Annotated in this window: 21 protein-coding genes and 1 tRNA gene; 16 read left to right on the top strand and 6 right to left on the bottom strand. The window is 57.7% G+C overall.

Annotated features, from left to right (window positions below; translation table 11 throughout):
• The first annotated feature begins 34 nt into the window (after positions 1-34).
• From ACFOOP_RS15785 to ACFOOP_RS15760, 6 genes are all read left to right on the top strand, one after another.
• A complete protein-coding gene (locus ACFOOP_RS15785; protein WP_379882092.1) occupies positions 35-1,114 on the top strand; it encodes an alpha/beta fold hydrolase in 1,080 nt (359 codons plus the stop codon).
• Positions 1,115-1,170: 56 nt separating this feature from the next.
• Positions 1,171-1,749: a hypothetical protein gene (locus ACFOOP_RS15780; protein WP_379882091.1), complete on the top strand. Its 579-nt coding sequence runs from the start codon at positions 1,171-1,173 to the stop codon at positions 1,747-1,749.
• An 81-nt stretch (positions 1,750-1,830) separates the two neighbouring features.
• A complete protein-coding gene (locus ACFOOP_RS15775; protein WP_379882090.1) occupies positions 1,831-2,037 on the top strand; it encodes a hypothetical protein in 207 nt (68 codons plus the stop codon).
• Positions 2,034-2,438 carry a hypothetical protein gene (locus tag ACFOOP_RS15770; protein ID WP_379882089.1) on the top strand — a complete coding sequence of 135 codons (405 nt, stop codon included), beginning with the start codon at positions 2,034-2,036 and terminating at the stop codon, positions 2,436-2,438. The genes ACFOOP_RS15775 and ACFOOP_RS15770 overlap by 4 nt, the downstream gene beginning before the upstream one ends.
• Before the next feature lie 5 nt (positions 2,439-2,443).
• Positions 2,444-3,382 (top strand): sterol desaturase family protein, encoded by a 939-nt coding sequence (locus ACFOOP_RS15765; protein WP_379882088.1) that lies wholly within the window; start codon positions 2,444-2,446, stop codon positions 3,380-3,382.
• Positions 3,383-3,550: 168 nt separating this feature from the next.
• A complete protein-coding gene (locus tag ACFOOP_RS15760; RefSeq protein ID WP_379882087.1) occupies positions 3,551-4,084 on the top strand; it encodes a hypothetical protein in 534 nt (177 codons plus the stop codon).
• 53 nt (positions 4,085-4,137) lie between these two features.
• Here the strand turns inward: ACFOOP_RS15760 and ACFOOP_RS15755 are convergent, their stop codons facing one another.
• Complete coding sequence (locus ACFOOP_RS15755; protein ID WP_379882086.1) at positions 4,138-4,599, bottom strand: Lrp/AsnC family transcriptional regulator; 462 nt, start codon at positions 4,597-4,599, stop codon at positions 4,138-4,140.
• A gap of 118 nt (positions 4,600-4,717) precedes the next feature.
• Here ACFOOP_RS15755 and phhA point away from each other — a divergent pair, with 118 nt between their 5' ends.
• A complete protein-coding gene (gene phhA / locus ACFOOP_RS15750) occupies positions 4,718-5,596 on the top strand; it encodes a phenylalanine 4-monooxygenase (protein WP_379882906.1) in 879 nt (292 codons plus the stop codon).
• A gap of 70 nt (positions 5,597-5,666) precedes the next feature.
• A complete protein-coding gene (locus tag ACFOOP_RS15745; protein WP_379882085.1) occupies positions 5,667-6,413 on the top strand; it encodes a 2OG-Fe(II) oxygenase in 747 nt (248 codons plus the stop codon).
• A gap of 9 nt (positions 6,414-6,422) precedes the next feature.
• Here the strand turns inward: ACFOOP_RS15745 and pspF are convergent, their stop codons facing one another.
• Positions 6,423-7,442 carry a phage shock protein operon transcriptional activator gene (gene pspF, locus ACFOOP_RS15740; RefSeq protein WP_379882084.1) on the bottom strand — a complete coding sequence of 340 codons (1,020 nt, stop codon included), beginning with the start codon at positions 7,440-7,442 and terminating at the stop codon, positions 6,423-6,425.
• A gap of 202 nt (positions 7,443-7,644) precedes the next feature.
• On the opposite strand from pspF, the gene ACFOOP_RS15735 reads away from it, so the two are divergent.
• From ACFOOP_RS15735 to ACFOOP_RS15710, 6 genes are all read left to right on the top strand, one after another.
• Positions 7,645-7,773 carry a hypothetical protein gene (locus tag ACFOOP_RS15735; protein WP_379882083.1) on the top strand — a complete coding sequence of 43 codons (129 nt, stop codon included), beginning with the start codon at positions 7,645-7,647 and terminating at the stop codon, positions 7,771-7,773.
• A gap of 11 nt (positions 7,774-7,784) precedes the next feature.
• The gene (gene pspA, locus ACFOOP_RS15730; RefSeq protein ID WP_379882082.1) at positions 7,785-8,468 is read left to right on the top strand and encodes a phage shock protein PspA; all 684 of its coding nucleotides are present in this window, start codon (positions 7,785-7,787) and stop codon (positions 8,466-8,468) included.
• 24 nt (positions 8,469-8,492) lie between these two features.
• On the top strand, positions 8,493-8,738 hold the full coding sequence (pspB, locus tag ACFOOP_RS15725; RefSeq protein WP_379882081.1) for an envelope stress response membrane protein PspB: 246 nt from the start codon (positions 8,493-8,495) through the stop codon (positions 8,736-8,738).
• Positions 8,731-9,204 carry an envelope stress response membrane protein PspC gene (gene pspC / locus ACFOOP_RS15720; protein ID WP_379882080.1) on the top strand — a complete coding sequence of 158 codons (474 nt, stop codon included), beginning with the start codon at positions 8,731-8,733 and terminating at the stop codon, positions 9,202-9,204. The genes pspB and pspC overlap by 8 nt, the downstream gene beginning before the upstream one ends.
• A 94-nt stretch (positions 9,205-9,298) precedes the next feature.
• Positions 9,299-9,463: a hypothetical protein gene (locus ACFOOP_RS15715; RefSeq protein WP_379882079.1), complete on the top strand. Its 165-nt coding sequence runs from the start codon at positions 9,299-9,301 to the stop codon at positions 9,461-9,463.
• Positions 9,464-9,588: 125 nt separating this feature from the next.
• Positions 9,589-10,701, top strand: coding sequence for a Ppx/GppA phosphatase family protein (locus ACFOOP_RS15710; protein WP_379882078.1), 1,113 nt, complete (start codon positions 9,589-9,591; stop codon positions 10,699-10,701).
• Here the strand turns inward: ACFOOP_RS15710 and ACFOOP_RS15705 are convergent.
• The 4 genes from ACFOOP_RS15705 to rnd form a co-directional block, all read right to left on the bottom strand.
• A tRNA-Met gene (locus ACFOOP_RS15705) sits at positions 10,672-10,748 on the bottom strand. The two genes, ACFOOP_RS15710 and ACFOOP_RS15705, sit on opposite strands and share 30 nt — an antisense overlap.
• Positions 10,749-10,902: 154 nt before the next feature.
• Positions 10,903-12,042, bottom strand: coding sequence for a carboxylate-amine ligase (locus tag ACFOOP_RS15700; RefSeq protein ID WP_379882077.1), 1,140 nt, complete (start codon positions 12,040-12,042; stop codon positions 10,903-10,905).
• 34 nt (positions 12,043-12,076) lie between these two features.
• Positions 12,077-12,814, bottom strand: a complete 738-nt coding sequence (locus tag ACFOOP_RS15695) for an N-formylglutamate amidohydrolase (protein WP_379882076.1) — start codon at positions 12,812-12,814, stop codon at positions 12,077-12,079.
• Between the two features lie 57 nt (positions 12,815-12,871).
• Positions 12,872-14,017 carry a ribonuclease D gene (rnd, locus tag ACFOOP_RS15690; RefSeq protein ID WP_379882075.1) on the bottom strand — a complete coding sequence of 382 codons (1,146 nt, stop codon included), beginning with the start codon at positions 14,015-14,017 and terminating at the stop codon, positions 12,872-12,874.
• 373 nt (positions 14,018-14,390) lie between these two features.
• Between rnd and ACFOOP_RS15685 the strand changes: the two genes are divergently transcribed.
• Together ACFOOP_RS15685 and ACFOOP_RS15680 are read left to right on the top strand one after the other, a co-directional pair.
• Positions 14,391-15,257, top strand: coding sequence for a helix-turn-helix domain-containing protein (locus ACFOOP_RS15685; protein WP_379882074.1), 867 nt, complete (start codon positions 14,391-14,393; stop codon positions 15,255-15,257).
• A 222-nt stretch (positions 15,258-15,479) separates the two neighbouring features.
• Positions 15,480-16,361: a phosphoribosyltransferase gene (locus tag ACFOOP_RS15680; RefSeq protein ID WP_379882073.1), complete on the top strand. Its 882-nt coding sequence runs from the start codon at positions 15,480-15,482 to the stop codon at positions 16,359-16,361.
• The last annotated feature ends 230 nt before the right edge of the window (positions 16,362-16,591 follow it).

Below are 16,591 nucleotides of genomic sequence, written 5' to 3'. Positions count from 1 at the left end.
CTGGGCTATGCTCCCCCTATGCACAGGAGGGCTCATGCATATTCGTTCATTCATTTTTGTCTCTATCGTCATGGTGTTCTCGGCGTTGTCCGCCGCTCTTGCGCAAGAGGTGTATACCGCGCCGGTTGAAGGCGATTTTGTGATCGAGGATTTTGCGTTCGGATCTGGCGAGATCATGGATCTCAATATCCATTACCGCACGGTAGGGACCCTTCGCCGCGATGCGTCGGGGCGCGCAACAAACGCTGTGCTGGCTATGCATGGCACAACCGGTTCCGGCGCCAGCCTCCTGCGGCCATCCTTTGCGGACTATCTGTTCAAGAAAGACGGTCTTCTCGACGCAGAGAAGTATTTTATCATCCTGCCGGACGGGATTGGGCATGGTGACTCGTCAAAGCCCTCCGACGGTATGGGGATGGACTTTCCGAAATATGATTATGACGACATGGTTCGCGCCCAGCACACGCTTTTGACCGAAGGGTTGGGCGTCGATCATTTGCGGCTCGTCATGGGCACCTCTATGGGCGGCATGCATACATGGGTGTGGGCCTACATGTATCCGGATTTCATGGATGCGGCGATGCCGCTGGCGAGCCTTCCTGTCGAGATTGCGGGGCGCAACCGGATGATGCGCAAGATGTTCATGGACGCCATCATGGACGATCCGGAATGGAACGGCGGAGACTATGATGAAAAGCCCGTCGAGGGCCTGACCGCGGCGAGCTATGTGATCATGCTGATGGGATCGAGCCCTTTGCAGATGCAAAAAGAAGCGCCGACGCGGGAAACCTCGGAAGCCTTGCTTCAATCTGGTGTCGAGCGGATGCTCGCCTATCTCGAACCCAATGATGCGATCTATGCATTTGACGCATCGAGGAACTACAACCCTGCGCCGCACTTGAAAAAAATCAAGGCGCCGCTGGTCGCCGTCAATTCAGCAGACGACCTCATTAACCCGCCGGAACTCAACATTCTCGAAACGGAAATTGAGAAAGTTCAGCACGGCGAAGCCATTGTCTTGCCGATTACGGATGAAACGCGCGGCCATGGCACGCATACGATTGCAAAAATCTGGGCGCCCTATCTGAAAGCGCTTCTGGAAAAAACGGAATAAAATGAAAACGCCGGCGCGGTTGGGACGACCGGCAACAGAGGGGTGGAGGAAACAGCATGCGGAAAGTTTTGACAAGACTTGCAGCGCTCTTGGTCACGTCAAGCGCAATGGCGCAGGAAGTGGCGCCGCCGGAACGCTGTGAATATGGCGAGCCTCATGCGTCCGCCCCTGCCGAGCTTTCGCAATTCGGCTTTCTGATCGGCGATTACAAAATTACGCTTCATGCGTGGCAGGGAGACAAGTGGTCGCCGCCACAGCCGGGCGTCACGGCCCGCTGGAACGGCTATTACGGCCTTGGCGGCATGGCGATCGTCGACGAGTGGTTTCATCCTGACCCGGCCCAGCAGGCCGACAGTCCGCGCGGCATCAATGTGCGCATGTATGATCCGGAAGCGGAGGAGTGGGACATGATGTGGGTCGCGACCGGCGCGCATCAGGTGCAGGACCTTCGCGCCAAAGTCATCGATGGCGTCCTCACCATGTGGCAGGTCTATCCCGAGCGGCCGGATTTCCGGGCTGAATTTGAGGTCACGGACCCCGACCATTGGGCGCGCATCGCTTATACGCTGGGCGAGGATGGCGAATGGGTTAAGACGTTCAAGCTCGCCGCAACCCGCATTCCCTGCAGCGAGTGAGATTGATTCATATCAATCGAAATGCACTAAGCTGTAATTAGCCTGTGCGGTGTCAGATGGGAGCTAACAATGGATAGATCCGTGAAAATCGAGCAGCATTCAGGGCTGGGCATGATCTGGTTTATCGGCTGGCTCTTTTCCATCGGTTTCCTGAAGCTGGGTTTTTGGAAGGGGCTTCTGGCGCTGTTCATCTGGCCTTATTTCTTTGGCGTTCATTTTGCCGATCATACTGCTCACCATATGGGAGCGGCGCCGATTGAAAGCCACCAAGAGCAAAGCCAGCCATGACGGGCAATCTTCTTATCGACAGTCTTGTTTCGCTCGGGGCGATTGTCTTCATGGTGGCGGTCGCCTGGGTGTTCTTTCGGGCGCCGGGGCCGGCGGTGACCGAGGAGACAGCGTCGGAGCGGCTTGCCTTTGACGAGCCGGATTTTCGCCCCCTGCGATGGCTTATCGATCGGGAAGGGCGGGCCGCCATCGCCGAGGGAAACAGCGGCGACATCGCCCTCGTGTCCCGCCTGGGGCTCGACCTTGTCACGCGGCGCTTTCCGGCGGCGGCTGTGCGGGCTGAGGCGGCGGATGGGGCGCTGGTCGTCCTGCCCAATGATCCGGGCTCCCGAAAGCTCGTGATCGCGGCGGAGGGCGCTGCAGAATGGGCTCGCAAACTGAGCCCGGCCAAGGGTAAATAGGGCGCATGGAGTTTCCGGATATCATCGCCTACGCGGTTCCCGCGTTTCTCGTCCTCGTCCTGCTTGAGATCGTTGCAGCGAAGCTCATGAAGCGTGGCCGCTACGAGGCGAAGGATTCGGCTGCGAGCTTGATGATGGGGTTCGGCAGCCAGATCGCACCGCTTTTTGGCGGGGTGTTCGTCATCGGCGCCGTATTCGTCGCCGCCTATGAATTTCGGCTCACGACGATTCCGAACACCTGGTGGGCGGTGATCCTCTGCGTGACGCTGGATGATTTTCGTTATTACTGGTGGCACCGGATCAGCCATGAGCGGCGCTGGTTCTGGGCTAGCCATGTGATCCATCACTCGTCACAGCATTACAATCTGACGACGGCGCTGCGCCAAACCTGGACCGGCAATATTCTGGGATCGCTTCTCTTCAAAACGCCGCTGGTGTTTATTGGCTTTCACCCGGCGATGGTCGCCTTTGCCGGCGCAATCAGTCTTCTTTATCAGTTCTGGATTCACACGGAGCTGATCGGACGCATGGGTCCCTTCGAATGGGTTTTCAATACGCCGAGTCATCACCGGGTGCATCACGCCACCAATCCGAAATATCTCGACGCCAATTACGCCGGCATCCTGATCATCTGGGACCGGATGTTTGGAACCTTCATCCCTGAAGACGATGCGGAAAAGCCGCGCTACGGCATCATCAAGAATCTTGGAACCTACAATCCGCTGGTGATCTCCTTTCATGAATGGATCGGCATCGCCAAGGACGTCTCCAAAGCGAAGTCCCTGAAGGAAGTCGCCGGCTATACATTCGGTCCGCCGGGATGGTCGCCTGACGGATCGCGCCTCACGTCAAAAATGATCAAGGAGCGGTGGACGCGCGTTCATGGTGACGCACCGGCTCACGAACCGTCCGAAATGGACAAGGCTGTCCAGCCTGCGGAATAGAGCGGGCCCCCGGCGCTGCAGCCCCCGGTTGAAAACGCCCGGTTTTGGCCTCAATCGCCCCATTCCCGCCAAAGAGCGTGCGGGCTCGCCCGCATAAATCCTTAATTTCTCCGAAGATCGGCCCCTGTCCGCGCCCATCGTGATGATGAGAGACAAGGAGAGGACGATATGCCCGCCACGATCTTCATGAATGCCGTCACCGCCGCTTTCGCGAGCGTCGCTGTCGCCGCCGCTTCTTATGCGGGGCTAAAGCCGGGCGGCGCCTATGATGATGGCGCCCTGAAGGCTCTGTCCCGCTCAGAGGCTGCGGCACACGCGCAATCCACCTTTGTTCGCGCTGATCGCAATGGCGATGAGGCTCTCGATGTGAACGAGTTCGCGGCCATGACCGTGGTCACGGCGGAGCTCGCCAATCTCAACGGATTTATATCGGTGGAAGACGAAGCAGGCGTGAAAACCATCGCGCTGCCTATCGCGGCGCCGCTGGCGCTTGGCGATGCAGAGCAGACACGCATCGACGCCGTCGCCCGCCACACCTTCTACGCCTTTGCAGGCGAAGACGGCAAAATGCAGCAGGGGGAGTATTTGGGTTTGCAGAACGCGATTTTCGCTTCTTCGGACCTCAATGCGAACGGTGCGCTTACGAGCGCCGAACTGTCGCTTTTTGCACAGCGTCAGGCTTTTCTACGCCCAAAAGCCTAGCACTGGTCTTAGTGCTGGCCTGACGCAATCCGGCGGCCGCTATTCGTCTCGCCCTAGGCGGATAGCGGCCAACCGGCGGCTTCCTTCATTGTGGAGAGAACGAAGTGGGACGAGGAGTCCTTTACGCCCGGAAGGCGCACAAGCTTTTTGAGCGCCACTTCTGCGAAGCGGTCCATGTCTTGTGCGACGACTTGTAAAATGTAATCGCCGCCTCCCGACACGGCGGAGCAAGAGACCACTTCGTCCATCTGTTTTATCTGTTTCTCGAAGGCGGAGAGATGGTCTTCCGCGTGCGAGTCGAGCTTGATGAAAACATAGGCGAGCACGGTGAGCCCGGCCTCAGCCCGGTCCACTTTGGCGCCATATCCCTTGATGACCCCTGAGGCCTCAAGCTGCTTCACCCTGCGGTGGGCGGCGGACACCGACAGGCCGACCTGGTCGGCGATTTCGGCGTTGGTGAGCCGCCCATTCTCCTGTAGCAGCATCAGGATTTTCTTGTCAGTTTCATCAATCACAGGAAGATTTCCGAAGTTATGGGATGTTTTCGAGAAAATATACCAAATTTCGCTTATTTTCCATGAAGTCTGGCAAGAAATTTCATCCAAAATCCCCATAGTACAACCTATGAGCGATATGAACGCATCCGCCGCAACGGCGCCGAAAAACCCCTTCGCTGCGAACACCAGCCATGCGCTGCGCGGCGATTACGAGCATATGCGCGAAGACTACACTGTGGCGCAGCCTTATGAGCGGTATACGGAGGCCGAGCAGGCGCGTTGGCGCTTTCTTTATGATCGCCAGAAAAAGCTGCTGCCCGGCTATGCGGCTCACGAATTTATCAGTGGTCTTGAAAAGCTGAACGCCGGCGACGCCATCCCCCGGCTCGACGAAGCCAACAAAGTGCTGGGCGACGCCACCGGCTGGCAGCTTGTCGCTGTGCCCGGTCTCATTCCCGACGACGTCTTTTTCGATCACCTCGCCAATTGTCGCTTTCCCGTGGCGTGGTGGATGCGCGGTGAGCACGAGCTTGATTATCTTGTGGAGCCGGACATTTTCCACGACTTCTTCGGTCATGTGCCGCTGCTTTCTAACCCTGTGTTTGCAGAATATATGCGCAAATACGGGCTCGGCGGCCCCAAGGCAATTGAGCATGGCGCGCAGAAAATGCTGGCGCGGCTGTACTGGTACATTGTCGAATTTGGCCTAATCAATACCAAAGACGGTCTTCGCGCGTTCGGCGCCGGGATGCTGTCATCGAAGGATGAGACGATTTTTTCGGTGGAGAACCCGAAGCCGAACCGTGTCGCCTTTGATCTCGAGCGGGTGTTGAACACCGCTTACATGGTCGACGATTTCCAGAAGACCTATTTTGTGATCGACAGTTTTGATCAGCTTTTTGAAATCTGCGATTGCGATTTCACGCCCTATTATCAGCGCGCCGACGGCAAGCCTCCGATAGATCCGGCGACGGTGCTGGCGAGCGATACAGTCATCACCAAAGGTCAATTCTAACCTGATTGCGCGCTGATATGCGGCGCCGGGGCGTCTAGGCGGAAATACGAATTTCGGTTAGGCATCGCTTATGGCGATTACATTGGACACATGGCGGCTTAACCCGGCGCTTGATCTTGCGAAATATGCTGAGATCTACGCCCGGCGGGGGATCGTTCAGATTCCAGATATCCTCACATCAGAGTCTGCGGAAACCCTGAACTCGATATTGTCAGGAAAGTTGGACTGGCGGGTTCTCGCGACCGATGCGAATGACAGGCCCGTGCATTTCACGCAAAGCGAACTTGCGGCGATGCCGAAAGATCAGCGCGATGCGTTGTTCCGGGACATCATGCTGCGCGCACGGGAGAACCGCGGTTTTTTCTATCATACCTATCCGTTGATCGAGGCTTACATGAAGGGTTGGGATCAGGGCCACCCGATCCATACCATAACAGAGTTCGTGAATAGTCCGGACTGGCTCGGCCTTGGCCGTCGGGTTACTGGCGTTGAGCGTATTACCAAAGCGGACGCCCATGCGACTGCTTACAGCCCATCGCATTTTTTGACCCGTCATCTCGATTATGGCGATGACCGGGAGCGCCGCGCCGCCTATGTGCTCGGTATGACAAAAAGCTGGCAGCCTGACTGGGGCGGGCTTTTGTTATTCCTGAATGAAAGACAGGACATCACGGAGGGCTATCTGCCCCGCTATAATGTTCTCACCATTTTCGATATCAAATATCTGCACACGGTGACGCAGGTCTCGAGTTTCGCCGGCGGCATACGCCGCGCTGTCACCGGCTGGTTCCGCGATGATCCGCCCGCTAAAGGCTAGGGCAGCTATTTAGGTTAGGTCGTGTTTTCTGACGAGGCCGCGTATCTGATCATAGGTGAGGCTAAGCGCGTCAGCAGCCTGTTTCTGGCTTTCTCCGTGCGCTGCAAGCGCCTCTGAGACGAGCCTTTTTTCGATCTCGTTCAAATGCGCGCGCAAATCATACCGCATGCCGGGAGCGGATACCGACTCCGGCTTTGCGGGCGCCGTATAGGGCGGTTCAGAATGAAGGTCTGCAAGGGGGCCAAACGCCGCTTCGAATGGATCAAGCACGATATTATCGACAGGGCCCTCGCCGTCGAGTTCAGCCCAGTGAAAGACGGCGCGTTCTGCAGCATTCTTCAGTTCACGGACATTTCCCGGCCAGTCATGTTTTTTCAATGCGGCTGCCGCTTCTGGTGAAAATCCAGGGAAGGTGATGTCCAGTTCCGCCGCGACAGCGCTGGCGAAATGCGCCGCCAGCAACATGATGTCATCCTGGCGTTTTCTCAGCGGCGGCGCCGCCACAACGTCAAAGGCGAGGCGGTCGAGGAGATCGGCCCGGAACTCGCCTTCTTCAGCTTTCTTCCGCAAGTCCACATTTGCGGCGGCGACGATCCTGACATCGGCCTGGCGCGTCTTCTCGTCCCCGATACGTTCATATTCTCCATATTCAATGACGCGCAGGAGCTTTTCCTGAACCCGTAATGAGGCTGACGAGATTTCATCCAGAAAGAGGGTGCCGCTTTCGGCGCGTTCAAACCGGCCCTGATGGCGTTTGGCGGCGCCGGTAAAGGCGCCGGCCTCGTGCCCGAAAAGCTCGCTTTCAAGCAGGGTTTCATTCATCGCCGCACAGTTGACCTTCACCAGCGGTCCGTCCCACCGCCCGGAGAGAAAGTGGATGCGCGCCGCTAAAAGCTCCTTGCCAGAGCCTCGCTCGCCCATCACCAGCACTGGGCGGTCGACTCTGGCAATGCGCGAGGCGTGATCGAGCGCGTCCAGAAAGGCGCGGGATTGGCCGATAAGATCCGGGGGGGTGGGTTGTGACGCCATAGGTAATAAATACCACATCATATGGGTAAATAATACCAAAATAGCGGTGATTTTAGCCTATAAAAATTTCAACCGTGCGGACGAAATGGAATAATATTCAACAATATCAATTGGATATGTGATCTGTCCAAAGTTGGCACGGCTTTCGCAATAGAAGAGGCAGACGGGGTTAATCAACAACCCAAACGCTGAGGAGATCAACATGAGCCGATACTCAAGATACGAAGACCGAGATTGGGAGCAGCGCATGCATACCGCGTTTCGCGGTCGCGCCGGCTTTGCCTGGGGCGCGTTCTTCCTCGGTTTCATCCTCGGCGGCATCATTTTTTAGGAGTTCTATCCATGGGCGTTTTTTCCCGACTGAGCGACATCGTCAATTCCAATATCAATTCCATGCTCGATAAGGCGGAAGACCCGGAGAAGGTCGTGCGCCTGATCATTCAGGAGATGGAAGACACCCTCGTTGAGGTCCGCTCCAATGCGGCCCGGGCGCTGGCGGACCGCAAGGAAGTTACTCGCAAGAAAGACGAGTTTGTCCGTCGCTCCGTTGAGTGGGAGTCCAAGGCCGAATTGGCCATCGCCAAGGGGCGTGACGATCTCGCCCGCGGCGCGGTGGCGGCCAAACGCAAGGCCGAAGAGATGATCGGTCTGCTGGATGGCGAATTGAAAGCCATCGACGGCACCGTCGACAAGACGAATGACGATCTCTCGAGGCTTCAGGCCAAGCTGAAAGAGGCGCGCGCCAAGCAGCGCTCGCTCGAAATTCGCCGCCATGCCGCATCGGACAGCGTCCGCATTAGCCGCCAGGTCAATGACGGCCGTATTGAAGAAGCGCTGGCCAAATTCGACCGTTATGAGCGCCGAATTGATGAGCTGGAGGCGGAAGCTGAAAGCTGGGCGCTTGGCCGTCCGCGCACGCTGGAGCATGAATTTGCTGAGCTTGAGGCCGAGGATGCGGTGAATGCCGAACTCGAAGCCTTGAAAAAGAGGGTCGCAAACCGCACCTCCACATCAGGGCAAAATTAAGGCAAGGGCAAAGGGGCATATCCCATGGAAGATGGATTTATGGCAGTCGCGATCGTAGCGATCATCTTTGTCGCTTGTCCTGCGGTGTTCATGCACTACCAGGCGGAGCTGAGAAAGACGAAGTCGATCTCCACCGACGATGAGCGGCTTGTGGATGACCTCTGGAAGACTGCGCAGCGCCTTGAGCGCCGCGTGGACGCCCTGGAGACCATCCTCGACAAGGAAGCGCCGGACTGGCGCAAAGATTATCCGGAGCGGCCCCATGCCTGAGCATCATCACCACCATCATCACTGGCGCGATCGTGACAGCTACGCCTATCGCGCCGGTCAGCCGGGGCCGGGCCCGAATTTCCACCGTCTACGGAGGAATACGCGGCGCGGAAAGATTGCGGGCGTGTGCGCTGGCTTCGCCGAGTATTTCGGATGGAATCTGAAATGGGTGCGGATCATTTCAATCCTCGCAACCATATTCTTCTTTCCCATGCCGGCGATCGCTTATCTCGCTGCGGCGGTGTTCATGAAAGCCGATACGGATTTGCCGCCGCAAACAGATTTTCGAGATGAAGAGGCGGAACGCTTCTGGCGCACTTTTTCCACACGGCCAAAGGCGACCTTCTCGGAGTTGAAACACCGGTTCCGGGCGCTTGATGCGCGCATCGCAGATCTGGAATATGCGGTGACGTCAAGCGAGTACGGATTAAGAAAAGCGTTCCGCGACCTCGAACGCGGCGCCTGAACCAAAACAGCATTACGAACGACCAAGAGGGATGCCCGCGCTGCGGGCGGATACGGGGAACGTGCATTCTCATTGCACGGACAAGGAGAGAGACATGACTTTTTTTGCGATAATTGCGAAAGGGATCGTGATGATTGCGCTGGCGGGAGCGGCGTTCATCGCACTGGCTATCGCTATTGGGTATGAGCCTGCCGCGGCGAAAACGGCGGCGCAGTGTGAGGCGAAACCCGCCCCGGCTTGCCTGTTCATGATCCTGTAGCCCTGCCGGGCTGTTGCTGCGGCGGGCCCGGGCGGGCTGTTCCATCCATGCTTGCCGCACAGCACGGCGCCGACTACCATTCACGTCAACATCAGAGCCGGATGACGGCTCCAGCGAGGACGCGAATGATGAGTGACAGTAAGCGCGGGGGGCGCGCGGGCGGTGAAAACCGTAAAGACCGCAAGACCAGACCTCCTACAAAATCCACAGAAAAGAAAGCTTCATCGCAGGGCCGTCGGCGGCGGCCTTTACGGCTTGCGGCGCTCGATCTCGGCACAAATAACTGCCGCCTGTTAATCGCGTCGCCTCACCGGAGCGGTTTTCGCATTGTCGACGCCTTCTCCCGCATCGTGCGACTCGGGGAAGGATTGTCGCAAAGCGGTGTCTTGTCCGAAGAGGCGATGGAACGCACCATCGGCGCCCTGAAGGTCTGCGCGGATAAGGTCAACCGGCGCAGCGTGTCGCATATGCGCTGCATAGCGACGCAAGCCTGCCGTGGCGCTGCAAACGGCCCTGAGTTTCTTGATGCGGTAGCGCGGGAAACCGGGCTCAAATTCGACATCATAACAACGGAAGAGGAGGCCCGGCTCGCGGTCGCCGGTTGCGCCGATCTGCTTGATCAGGACGCCGAAGCGGGACTTGTTTTCGATATTGGCGGCGGCTCGACGGAATTGTCCTGGGTACGGCGCAAGAATGGCGGCGCGGAGATTGCGGCGTGGACGTCCTTGCCTTTCGGCGTCGTCTCTATTGCGGAGAAATGGGGTGGGCATGAGATGAGCGAGGAGACATACGCCGCGGTGGTGGCGGATGTGCGCAAATCCGTGGCGCAAATCGGTGACCCCGCCGGCATGAAGGAGATTTTCGCGCGTGACGCGGCGCATCTTCTGGGCACCTCAGGCACGGTGACGTCTATCGCCGGCGTGCATCTCGGTCTTGCGCGCTATCGCCGCGACCGGGTGGACGGGCTCTGGCTTTCCATCCGCGACGCCAAAACAGTGACGTCGAAATTATGTGCGATGAACTTTTCCGAACGCGCGCGCGAGCCGTGCATTGGTGAAGAGCGAGCAGACCTTGTTGTGTCGGGTTGCGCCATTCTCGAAGCGCTTCAGGCCGAATGGCCCGCGACGCGAATCCGCGTCGCCGACCGGGGTTTGCGCGAAGGTGTGCTCGCGGATTTGGCGCTGCAGGCGAAGTCGTCTCGAAGAAATTGGGTGCGGGGAGAGGATTTGAACCTCTGACCTTCAGGTTATGAGCCTGACGAGCTACCGGGCTGCTCCACCCCGCGCCAACTTCGCAAAACTCTGTCGAGAGTTGCTGTCTCCCGCAGCGTTATGGGCGCGATCGGCGCGCCCCGCGAACGGGAGAGCGGGGTATAGCGAAGCCGGGCGGGCCTCGCAAGGGCCGCCAGCCGATTATTTTTCTTCAGCTTTTTCGGCGTTTCAGGCTGCGTCGGGCAGGTCCGCCGCAGTTTCCTCGACCAGCATGTCCACAACCTTGATCAGGGCCTCGGCGTCATCTGCGCCGTCGGCGCGGGATTTGGCGAACATCTCCACCTGACGGCAGGCGCTGGTCCCGCGCTTCAGGATGGTTCGCGCATGCTGCACTTCCTTGAGGCAGCCAAGCGCGACCGCGCCTTCCTCGATAATTTCGAGCATCTCTTCAATCAGGGAGCCGAAGGGCAGGCATTCGCCGCGGCCAAGATCAATCATGCTTTTGGTGCAGCCATAGCGCTGTGCGCGCCAGCGGTTTTCTTCGAGCATGATGCGCGGATAAATCCGCCAGCGCATGTTTTTCTGTTTGATGCGCGCGAGCATGCGCAGGATAGATTGATAAAACGCCGCAATGCAGAGCGCGTCTTCAAGGCGTGTGCAGACATCAGTGATGCGCATTTCAAGCGTCGGAAAGCGCGCGCTCGGCCGCATATCCCACCAGAGTTTGCTGGAATCCTCCATGACGCCCGCATGCACTAGGCGCTCGATCATGCGTTCATATTCCGACCAGCTTTCATAACGGTCGGGAATGCCGGTGCGCGGCATGGAGTCGAATATGCCAAGCCGGGAACAGCGCATCTGCATGTCATGACCGCCCCAGAAGGGCGACGATGTCGACAGTGCGAGCAGGTGGGGCAGGAAATAGCGTGTCTGGTTGAGGAGGTCGATGCGCAGCTCCTTGTCCTCGACGCCGGCGTGAACATGCATGCCGCAAATCAGCATCCGGCGGATCGCGCCGCCCATATCAGCATCGAGCAGGTCATAGCGCGGCGCGGCGGTGTGTTTCTGCCGGCCCCATTGCGCGAAGGGATGGGTCGAGGCCGCCATCAGCTTCATGCCATGTTTTTCGGCGGTGTTGATGATCGCGGACCGCAAGGCCGTCAGGTGATGGCGCGCTTCCTTAATGTCTGCGCAGACTGGGGTGCCGATCTCCACCTGACATTTGAGAAATTCCGGCGTGACGCGCTCGCCGAGCCGGTCTTTGCAGTCTTTCATAAAATCGGGAGAGGGCTCCGGAACGAGATCGCGTGTGTCCGGATCGATGAGGAGATATTCCTCTTCCACTCCCAATGTCAGCGCAGGCAGCATGAGCCGATCTCCCGTTCGTTCATGTCGCCTCGGACTATGAGACGATCTTGCGCACTCCCGCGCTCAGAATATCCGCCATTGCGGCGACGCCATCATTGTCCGAAATCAAATCCTGACGCGCCTCGAGAGTGATATGGGATAGTGACCGGGGTCCGATATGGCGGTCAACGGAATAATTGAACTCGCGCGCGTCATAAGGCTCATTGTCGCCGATGCGCCAATCCGTCTCCGTTTCAAGATGTCTGATCATTCCGCGCGCGGATAGCTCATCCTCGCGCCAGAGAAGGCCGAGCGCCCATGGGCGGTCTTCAGCGGCGCCCATTAGGCGATTGGTGAAGCTGTGGACCGAAATGACGAAGGGCGCGCCAGAGGTCGCGATGATATCGTCGAGGGCGGCATCCAGAAGGTCATGATACGGAACATGGAACTGATTGATCCGGGCCTCGCGGTCAGCTTCGCTTAACATCTGATTGCCGGGGATCGGAATCTGATCGCTTGTGTGCGGGATCAGCCCCTCAGCCGAGAGGGTGCGATTGGGGTCTATGATCAGGCGAGAAAATTCGCAGCGAAACAGCGTTCCCTGAAGGCGCTGCGCAAGCCCTGCGGCCAGCGCGCCGGCGCCGATATCCCAGGCGATGTGAGTTTTGAGAATATCCTCCGGCAGCCCCAGGCAATTGAGCGAGGCCGGCATGGCGTTTGATCCATGGTCGCAGAAGATAAAGACCGGCGCGGCGCCGAATTTTTCAAGCCGGGCTAATTCGAAATCACTCATGGCCTTAATCATGCGCGTCTTCGCAGGGCGCGCAAGGGCGAGGGTGACGCATCGCCTCTAAGACTCGATAATTTCGACGGCGTCTTTTTTCAGCTTCAAGGCGATTTCGCCGCGTTTGAGACGCAGCGCCGCCTCGCCATAGACATCGCGGCGCCAGCCATGAAGGGCGGGGACGTCAGCCTCATCATCAAGCGCGATGGCCTCGATATCGGCGCTCGACGCGATCAGCTTCGGCGCGACGTGAAAGGCCTCGCATTGACGCTTCAGGAGCACCTTCAACAGGTCCACCACATCTGCCGGCGCCTTTTCCTTTTCGACCTTTTCGATCGCCGGCAGGTTATCGCGGGGGATTTCCGTCCCTTCCTTGATTGCCTTCAGGATGGCCGAGCCGGACTTGGAGCGTTCAAATCCTGAAGGGATCGACCGGGCGCGGGCGAGGGATTTTGCGTCGCCGGGTTGAAGCCGGGCGAGTTCGAAAATGGACTCGTCTTTCAAGACGCGGCTCCGGGGCGTGTCTTTGGTTTGCGCCTCCTGCTCGCGCCATTCCGCGAGCTTCATGACGACGCCGATTTCTTTCGGGCGCACGCCGCGCAGTTTCAACCGCTTCCAGGCGCTCTCGGGCTGAACATGGTAAAGACCGCCATCGTTCAACGCCTCCATTTCTTCCTCGACCCATTTGCGCCGCTCGCGCTTTTCAAGGGTGTCGGTCAGGAGCGGGAAGGCGTCGCGCAGATGCGTGACGTCGGAGAGCGCATAGGTGAGCTGCGCATCGGTGAGCGGACGGCGCGCCCAGTCGGTGAAGCGCGACCCCTTGTCGATCTTGGCTTTCAACAGCGTGCGCATGAGCGGCTCATAGCCGATCTGGTCGCCAAAGCCGCAGGCCATGGCCGCGATCTGTGTATCAAACAGAGGCGCCGGCACATCGCCAATGAGGCGGTAGAAAATCTCAAGGTCCTGACGCGCAGCGTGAAAGACCTTCACCACCTTTTTATCGGTCATCAAGTCCAGAAAAGGGGAGAGATCCAGCTTGTCGGCGAGCGGGTCGATGATCGCCTCCTCGCCTTCGCCCGCCGCCTGAATGAGGCAGAGGATCGGCCAATAGGTCTTTTCCCGCATGAATTCTGTGTCGACCGCGACAAAGGGCTGTTCGCGGAGCGCCTTGGAAAACCGGGCCAATTCGTCTGTGGTGGAGATAACTTGCATGGATGGCGCTTCTATCGGCGCGGACGGGCCCCGGCAAGCATCCTTCGGCGCAGCAAAAACGCGCAACTTGCGCCGGGCCCGGGCGGGGCTGACCACCCTGTGGAAAATAAGGCGGTCAGGGGCCGGGGATCGAACCAAAATGTAAAGTAAGCTGGACATTATGCACTTGAGGTACCATGCGGGATATTGCTGACCTAATTCATATATTTTTCCACGTTCCCGGGTGTTCTCCTTGTTTTTCAGAAAGGATCATGATCCGTGAACAAATCCCCAATTCTGGGGAAAAAGTGTTCGCTAAAACGAGGGAACATGGCTAGGCGCCGGGAACATGTTCATATATTGTCCGCCTTCCAATTGGACAGGAGGCGCCCCCATGACAGGCGAAACCGTAAGCTTCGACAAGGCAAAAGCTGACACCGACAAAGGCGATTCGGCCCCGCGCCAGCAGTCTTCCATCATGTTCCCAAACGTCGATCTGGCCAACGCTGTGGAGGTCGCAAAGGCGGTATATTCTCGGCAGGGCTTGGGGCCGTGCCCTTTGGACGAGCTGGCCGCCGAAATGAACGTGACTATGAGCGGCAATTTTCGACTGCGCACATCCGCCACTCGAATGTTCGGATTTATCGAAAAAGAGGGAAATTCAGCGGTAAAGCTGACGGACCTTGGAACGCGCCTCCTTACGCCAGAGTCGGAGGCCGACGCGAAAAGCGCCGCTTTTCTTAATGTTCCGCTGTATTCAAAAATCTTCGAAACCTATCGCGGCAAACTACTCCCTCCGGCCAAGGCGTTGGAGCGTGAAATGATCTCACTTGGCGTGGTTGCAAAACAGGCCGACAGGGCGCGTCAAGTCTTTCAGCGCTCGGCTAAAGAGGCAGGATTTTTCGATAGCGGCGATGACCGTCTCGTGAGGCCGCGCACCGCTTCGTCCTCCACTTCTGAGTTGCGCGATGCTCCTTCGTCCGATCAACCCGAAACCGCCGCCGTTGACGTTGGTCAGCCTCCGTCGAGGCCCCCCTATTATGGCGGCGGAGGCGGCGGCAGCGGAGGAGACGGCGATTATCACCCCTTTATTGAAGGTTTGCTTCGCACCCTGCCAGAGACAGGGAAATCATGGTCGCACCGAGACCGCGCAAAGTGGCTGACACTCGCCGCTAACGCCTTCGACATGATTTATGAGACCGAAGAAGGCGACTTGATCGGAATAGAAATCAAGTCGGTAAAAAAGAACGGCGGCTCCTGATGGAGCCGCCGCAGAATTTCGGATCGCTCGACGGCCAGTTTCACAGGCCGGAACCGTTGAGCGGAACTCCAACAGGGAGGCCGCAAGGACGGCGACGCCTATGGTTTTAAGAGCCTAAACTAAAGACCCGGCGGTTGACGGCGCGTTAGCGTCGGTACCCCGCCGGGCATAATTTATCACTTAACTAGCGCCGGCGCCAGCACGTCGAGTGTTGGATTTTTTATGACGATGAAGTTTGGAAAAAACGGTGTCTACGTCCGGCACCCAAGGGAACCTTGGGAGGCTTTGGGCACTCCTATGCTTCATGTACATGCGCAATACGATCAAGTTAAGGGGACCTGGGGCGGCTATTCTGCGGAAGAAAAGGGGCAATTTGTAGAGACATACAGAAAGGCGAAAACAGAGTTTCAAATGGATCCCGCATTTGAAATAGTCGAGCGCGTCGTAAGTGGCGACGTTGTCGATCTGCTGATAGACGATGCATTTTCGCGTAATCGAGCCCCCATAATTGCGTTTCCTCACCCGTCCTTTGACGATGAGGATGGGGTGGGGTTTGAGGCCCCCATGCGGGGACCTACCAATGCCTTACCGTTCGCATATGCGGCATATTTGCAACAGTTACTGGGTTGTTACGTTGATAAGGCGATAATACAGGCCGCCCGTGTTGGTAGGACGAAATTAAAGCTTTTTAGCCGATTCTTGTGCCAACCTGCATTTGTTGGTGAAATTTCAAGGGGTGCTCCCTACCTTTTGATAGACGATACCTGCACCACAGGGGGTTCATTAGCGGCCCTGAGGAGCCATATCCTCAGAAACGGCGGTTACGTTGTCGCCGTAAGTGTGTTGTGTAATAAGGAAGGAAGTTCCACGCCTTTTGGTATTACGCGAGGAACTATTGGTGACCTCCATGCGTATTATGGAGATGGGTTTCAAAGCTATTGGCAGGAAACGTTTGGACATGGCCCGGAGTGCCTTTCAGAAGCTGAAGGACAAAATCTTGCGGCGTGGGCGCGCGCCCGCACCAGTGAAGGTGTGCCCGCCGGAAACCAGCTTTTACAGCGACTCCGAGATCGAATTAATGAGGCAGCAGGCAAAGGCGGGTAAAGAGCTTGCCAGAAAAGTTGCTAAAGATCGCGGTCATAAGCTACACCCCAAAGTGGCGGCCATGAGAGGCGAAGCGTAGGTTTCTTGGAAAACCCTGAACACAAAAAGCATGAGATGCTGGATGATGGTAAAATCGCGTTACGTCGCGATGAAGTCATAAAGCGCATGTTAAGAACTCTACCAAAGGAACATCCCAAGCCAGAGCCCGGCAGAAAGCCGGGCCGTCCTAT

The organism is Hyphococcus aureus (genome assembly GCF_042643165.1).
Lineage (GTDB): Bacteria > Pseudomonadota > Alphaproteobacteria > Caulobacterales > Parvularculaceae > Hyphococcus > Hyphococcus aureus.
Note: the sequence above shows the minus strand (reverse complement) of the source record. Positions and strands in the feature narration are given on the sequence as shown.

What these genes read in the sequence shown, in the direction of transcription:
- ACFOOP_RS15785 (WP_379882092.1), top strand. Translation starts at nt 35, where the DNA reads ATGCATATTCGTTCATTCATTTTTGTCTCTATCGTCATGGTGTTCTCG.
- ACFOOP_RS15780 (WP_379882091.1), top strand. Translation starts at nt 1,171, where the DNA reads ATGCGGAAAGTTTTGACAAGACTTGCAGCGCTCTTGGTCACGTCAAGC.
- ACFOOP_RS15770 (WP_379882089.1), top strand. Translation starts at nt 2,034, where the DNA reads ATGACGGGCAATCTTCTTATCGACAGTCTTGTTTCGCTCGGGGCGATT.
- ACFOOP_RS15765 (WP_379882088.1), top strand. Translation starts at nt 2,444, where the DNA reads ATGGAGTTTCCGGATATCATCGCCTACGCGGTTCCCGCGTTTCTCGTC.
- ACFOOP_RS15760 (WP_379882087.1), top strand. Translation starts at nt 3,551, where the DNA reads ATGCCCGCCACGATCTTCATGAATGCCGTCACCGCCGCTTTCGCGAGC.
- phhA (WP_379882906.1), top strand. Translation starts at nt 4,718, where the DNA reads ATGAACGCATCCGCCGCAACGGCGCCGAAAAACCCCTTCGCTGCGAAC.
- ACFOOP_RS15745 (WP_379882085.1), top strand. Translation starts at nt 5,667, where the DNA reads ATGGCGATTACATTGGACACATGGCGGCTTAACCCGGCGCTTGATCTT.
- pspF (WP_379882084.1), bottom strand. Translation starts at nt 7,442, where the DNA reads ATGGCGTCACAACCCACCCCCCCGGATCTTATCGGCCAATCCCGCGCC.
- ACFOOP_RS15735 (WP_379882083.1), top strand. Translation starts at nt 7,645, where the DNA reads ATGAGCCGATACTCAAGATACGAAGACCGAGATTGGGAGCAGCGCATG.
- pspA (WP_379882082.1), top strand. Translation starts at nt 7,785, where the DNA reads ATGGGCGTTTTTTCCCGACTGAGCGACATCGTCAATTCCAATATCAAT.
- pspB (WP_379882081.1), top strand. Translation starts at nt 8,493, where the DNA reads ATGGAAGATGGATTTATGGCAGTCGCGATCGTAGCGATCATCTTTGTC.
- pspC (WP_379882080.1), top strand. Translation starts at nt 8,731, where the DNA reads ATGCCTGAGCATCATCACCACCATCATCACTGGCGCGATCGTGACAGC.
- ACFOOP_RS15715 (WP_379882079.1), top strand. Translation starts at nt 9,299, where the DNA reads ATGACTTTTTTTGCGATAATTGCGAAAGGGATCGTGATGATTGCGCTG.
- ACFOOP_RS15710 (WP_379882078.1), top strand. Translation starts at nt 9,589, where the DNA reads ATGATGAGTGACAGTAAGCGCGGGGGGCGCGCGGGCGGTGAAAACCGT.
- ACFOOP_RS15700 (WP_379882077.1), bottom strand. Translation starts at nt 12,042, where the DNA reads ATGCTGCCTGCGCTGACATTGGGAGTGGAAGAGGAATATCTCCTCATC.
- ACFOOP_RS15695 (WP_379882076.1), bottom strand. Translation starts at nt 12,814, where the DNA reads ATGAGTGATTTCGAATTAGCCCGGCTTGAAAAATTCGGCGCCGCGCCG.
- rnd (WP_379882075.1), bottom strand. Translation starts at nt 14,017, where the DNA reads ATGCAAGTTATCTCCACCACAGACGAATTGGCCCGGTTTTCCAAGGCG.
- ACFOOP_RS15685 (WP_379882074.1), top strand. Translation starts at nt 14,391, where the DNA reads ATGACAGGCGAAACCGTAAGCTTCGACAAGGCAAAAGCTGACACCGAC.
- ACFOOP_RS15680 (WP_379882073.1), top strand. Translation starts at nt 15,480, where the DNA reads ATGACGATGAAGTTTGGAAAAAACGGTGTCTACGTCCGGCACCCAAGG.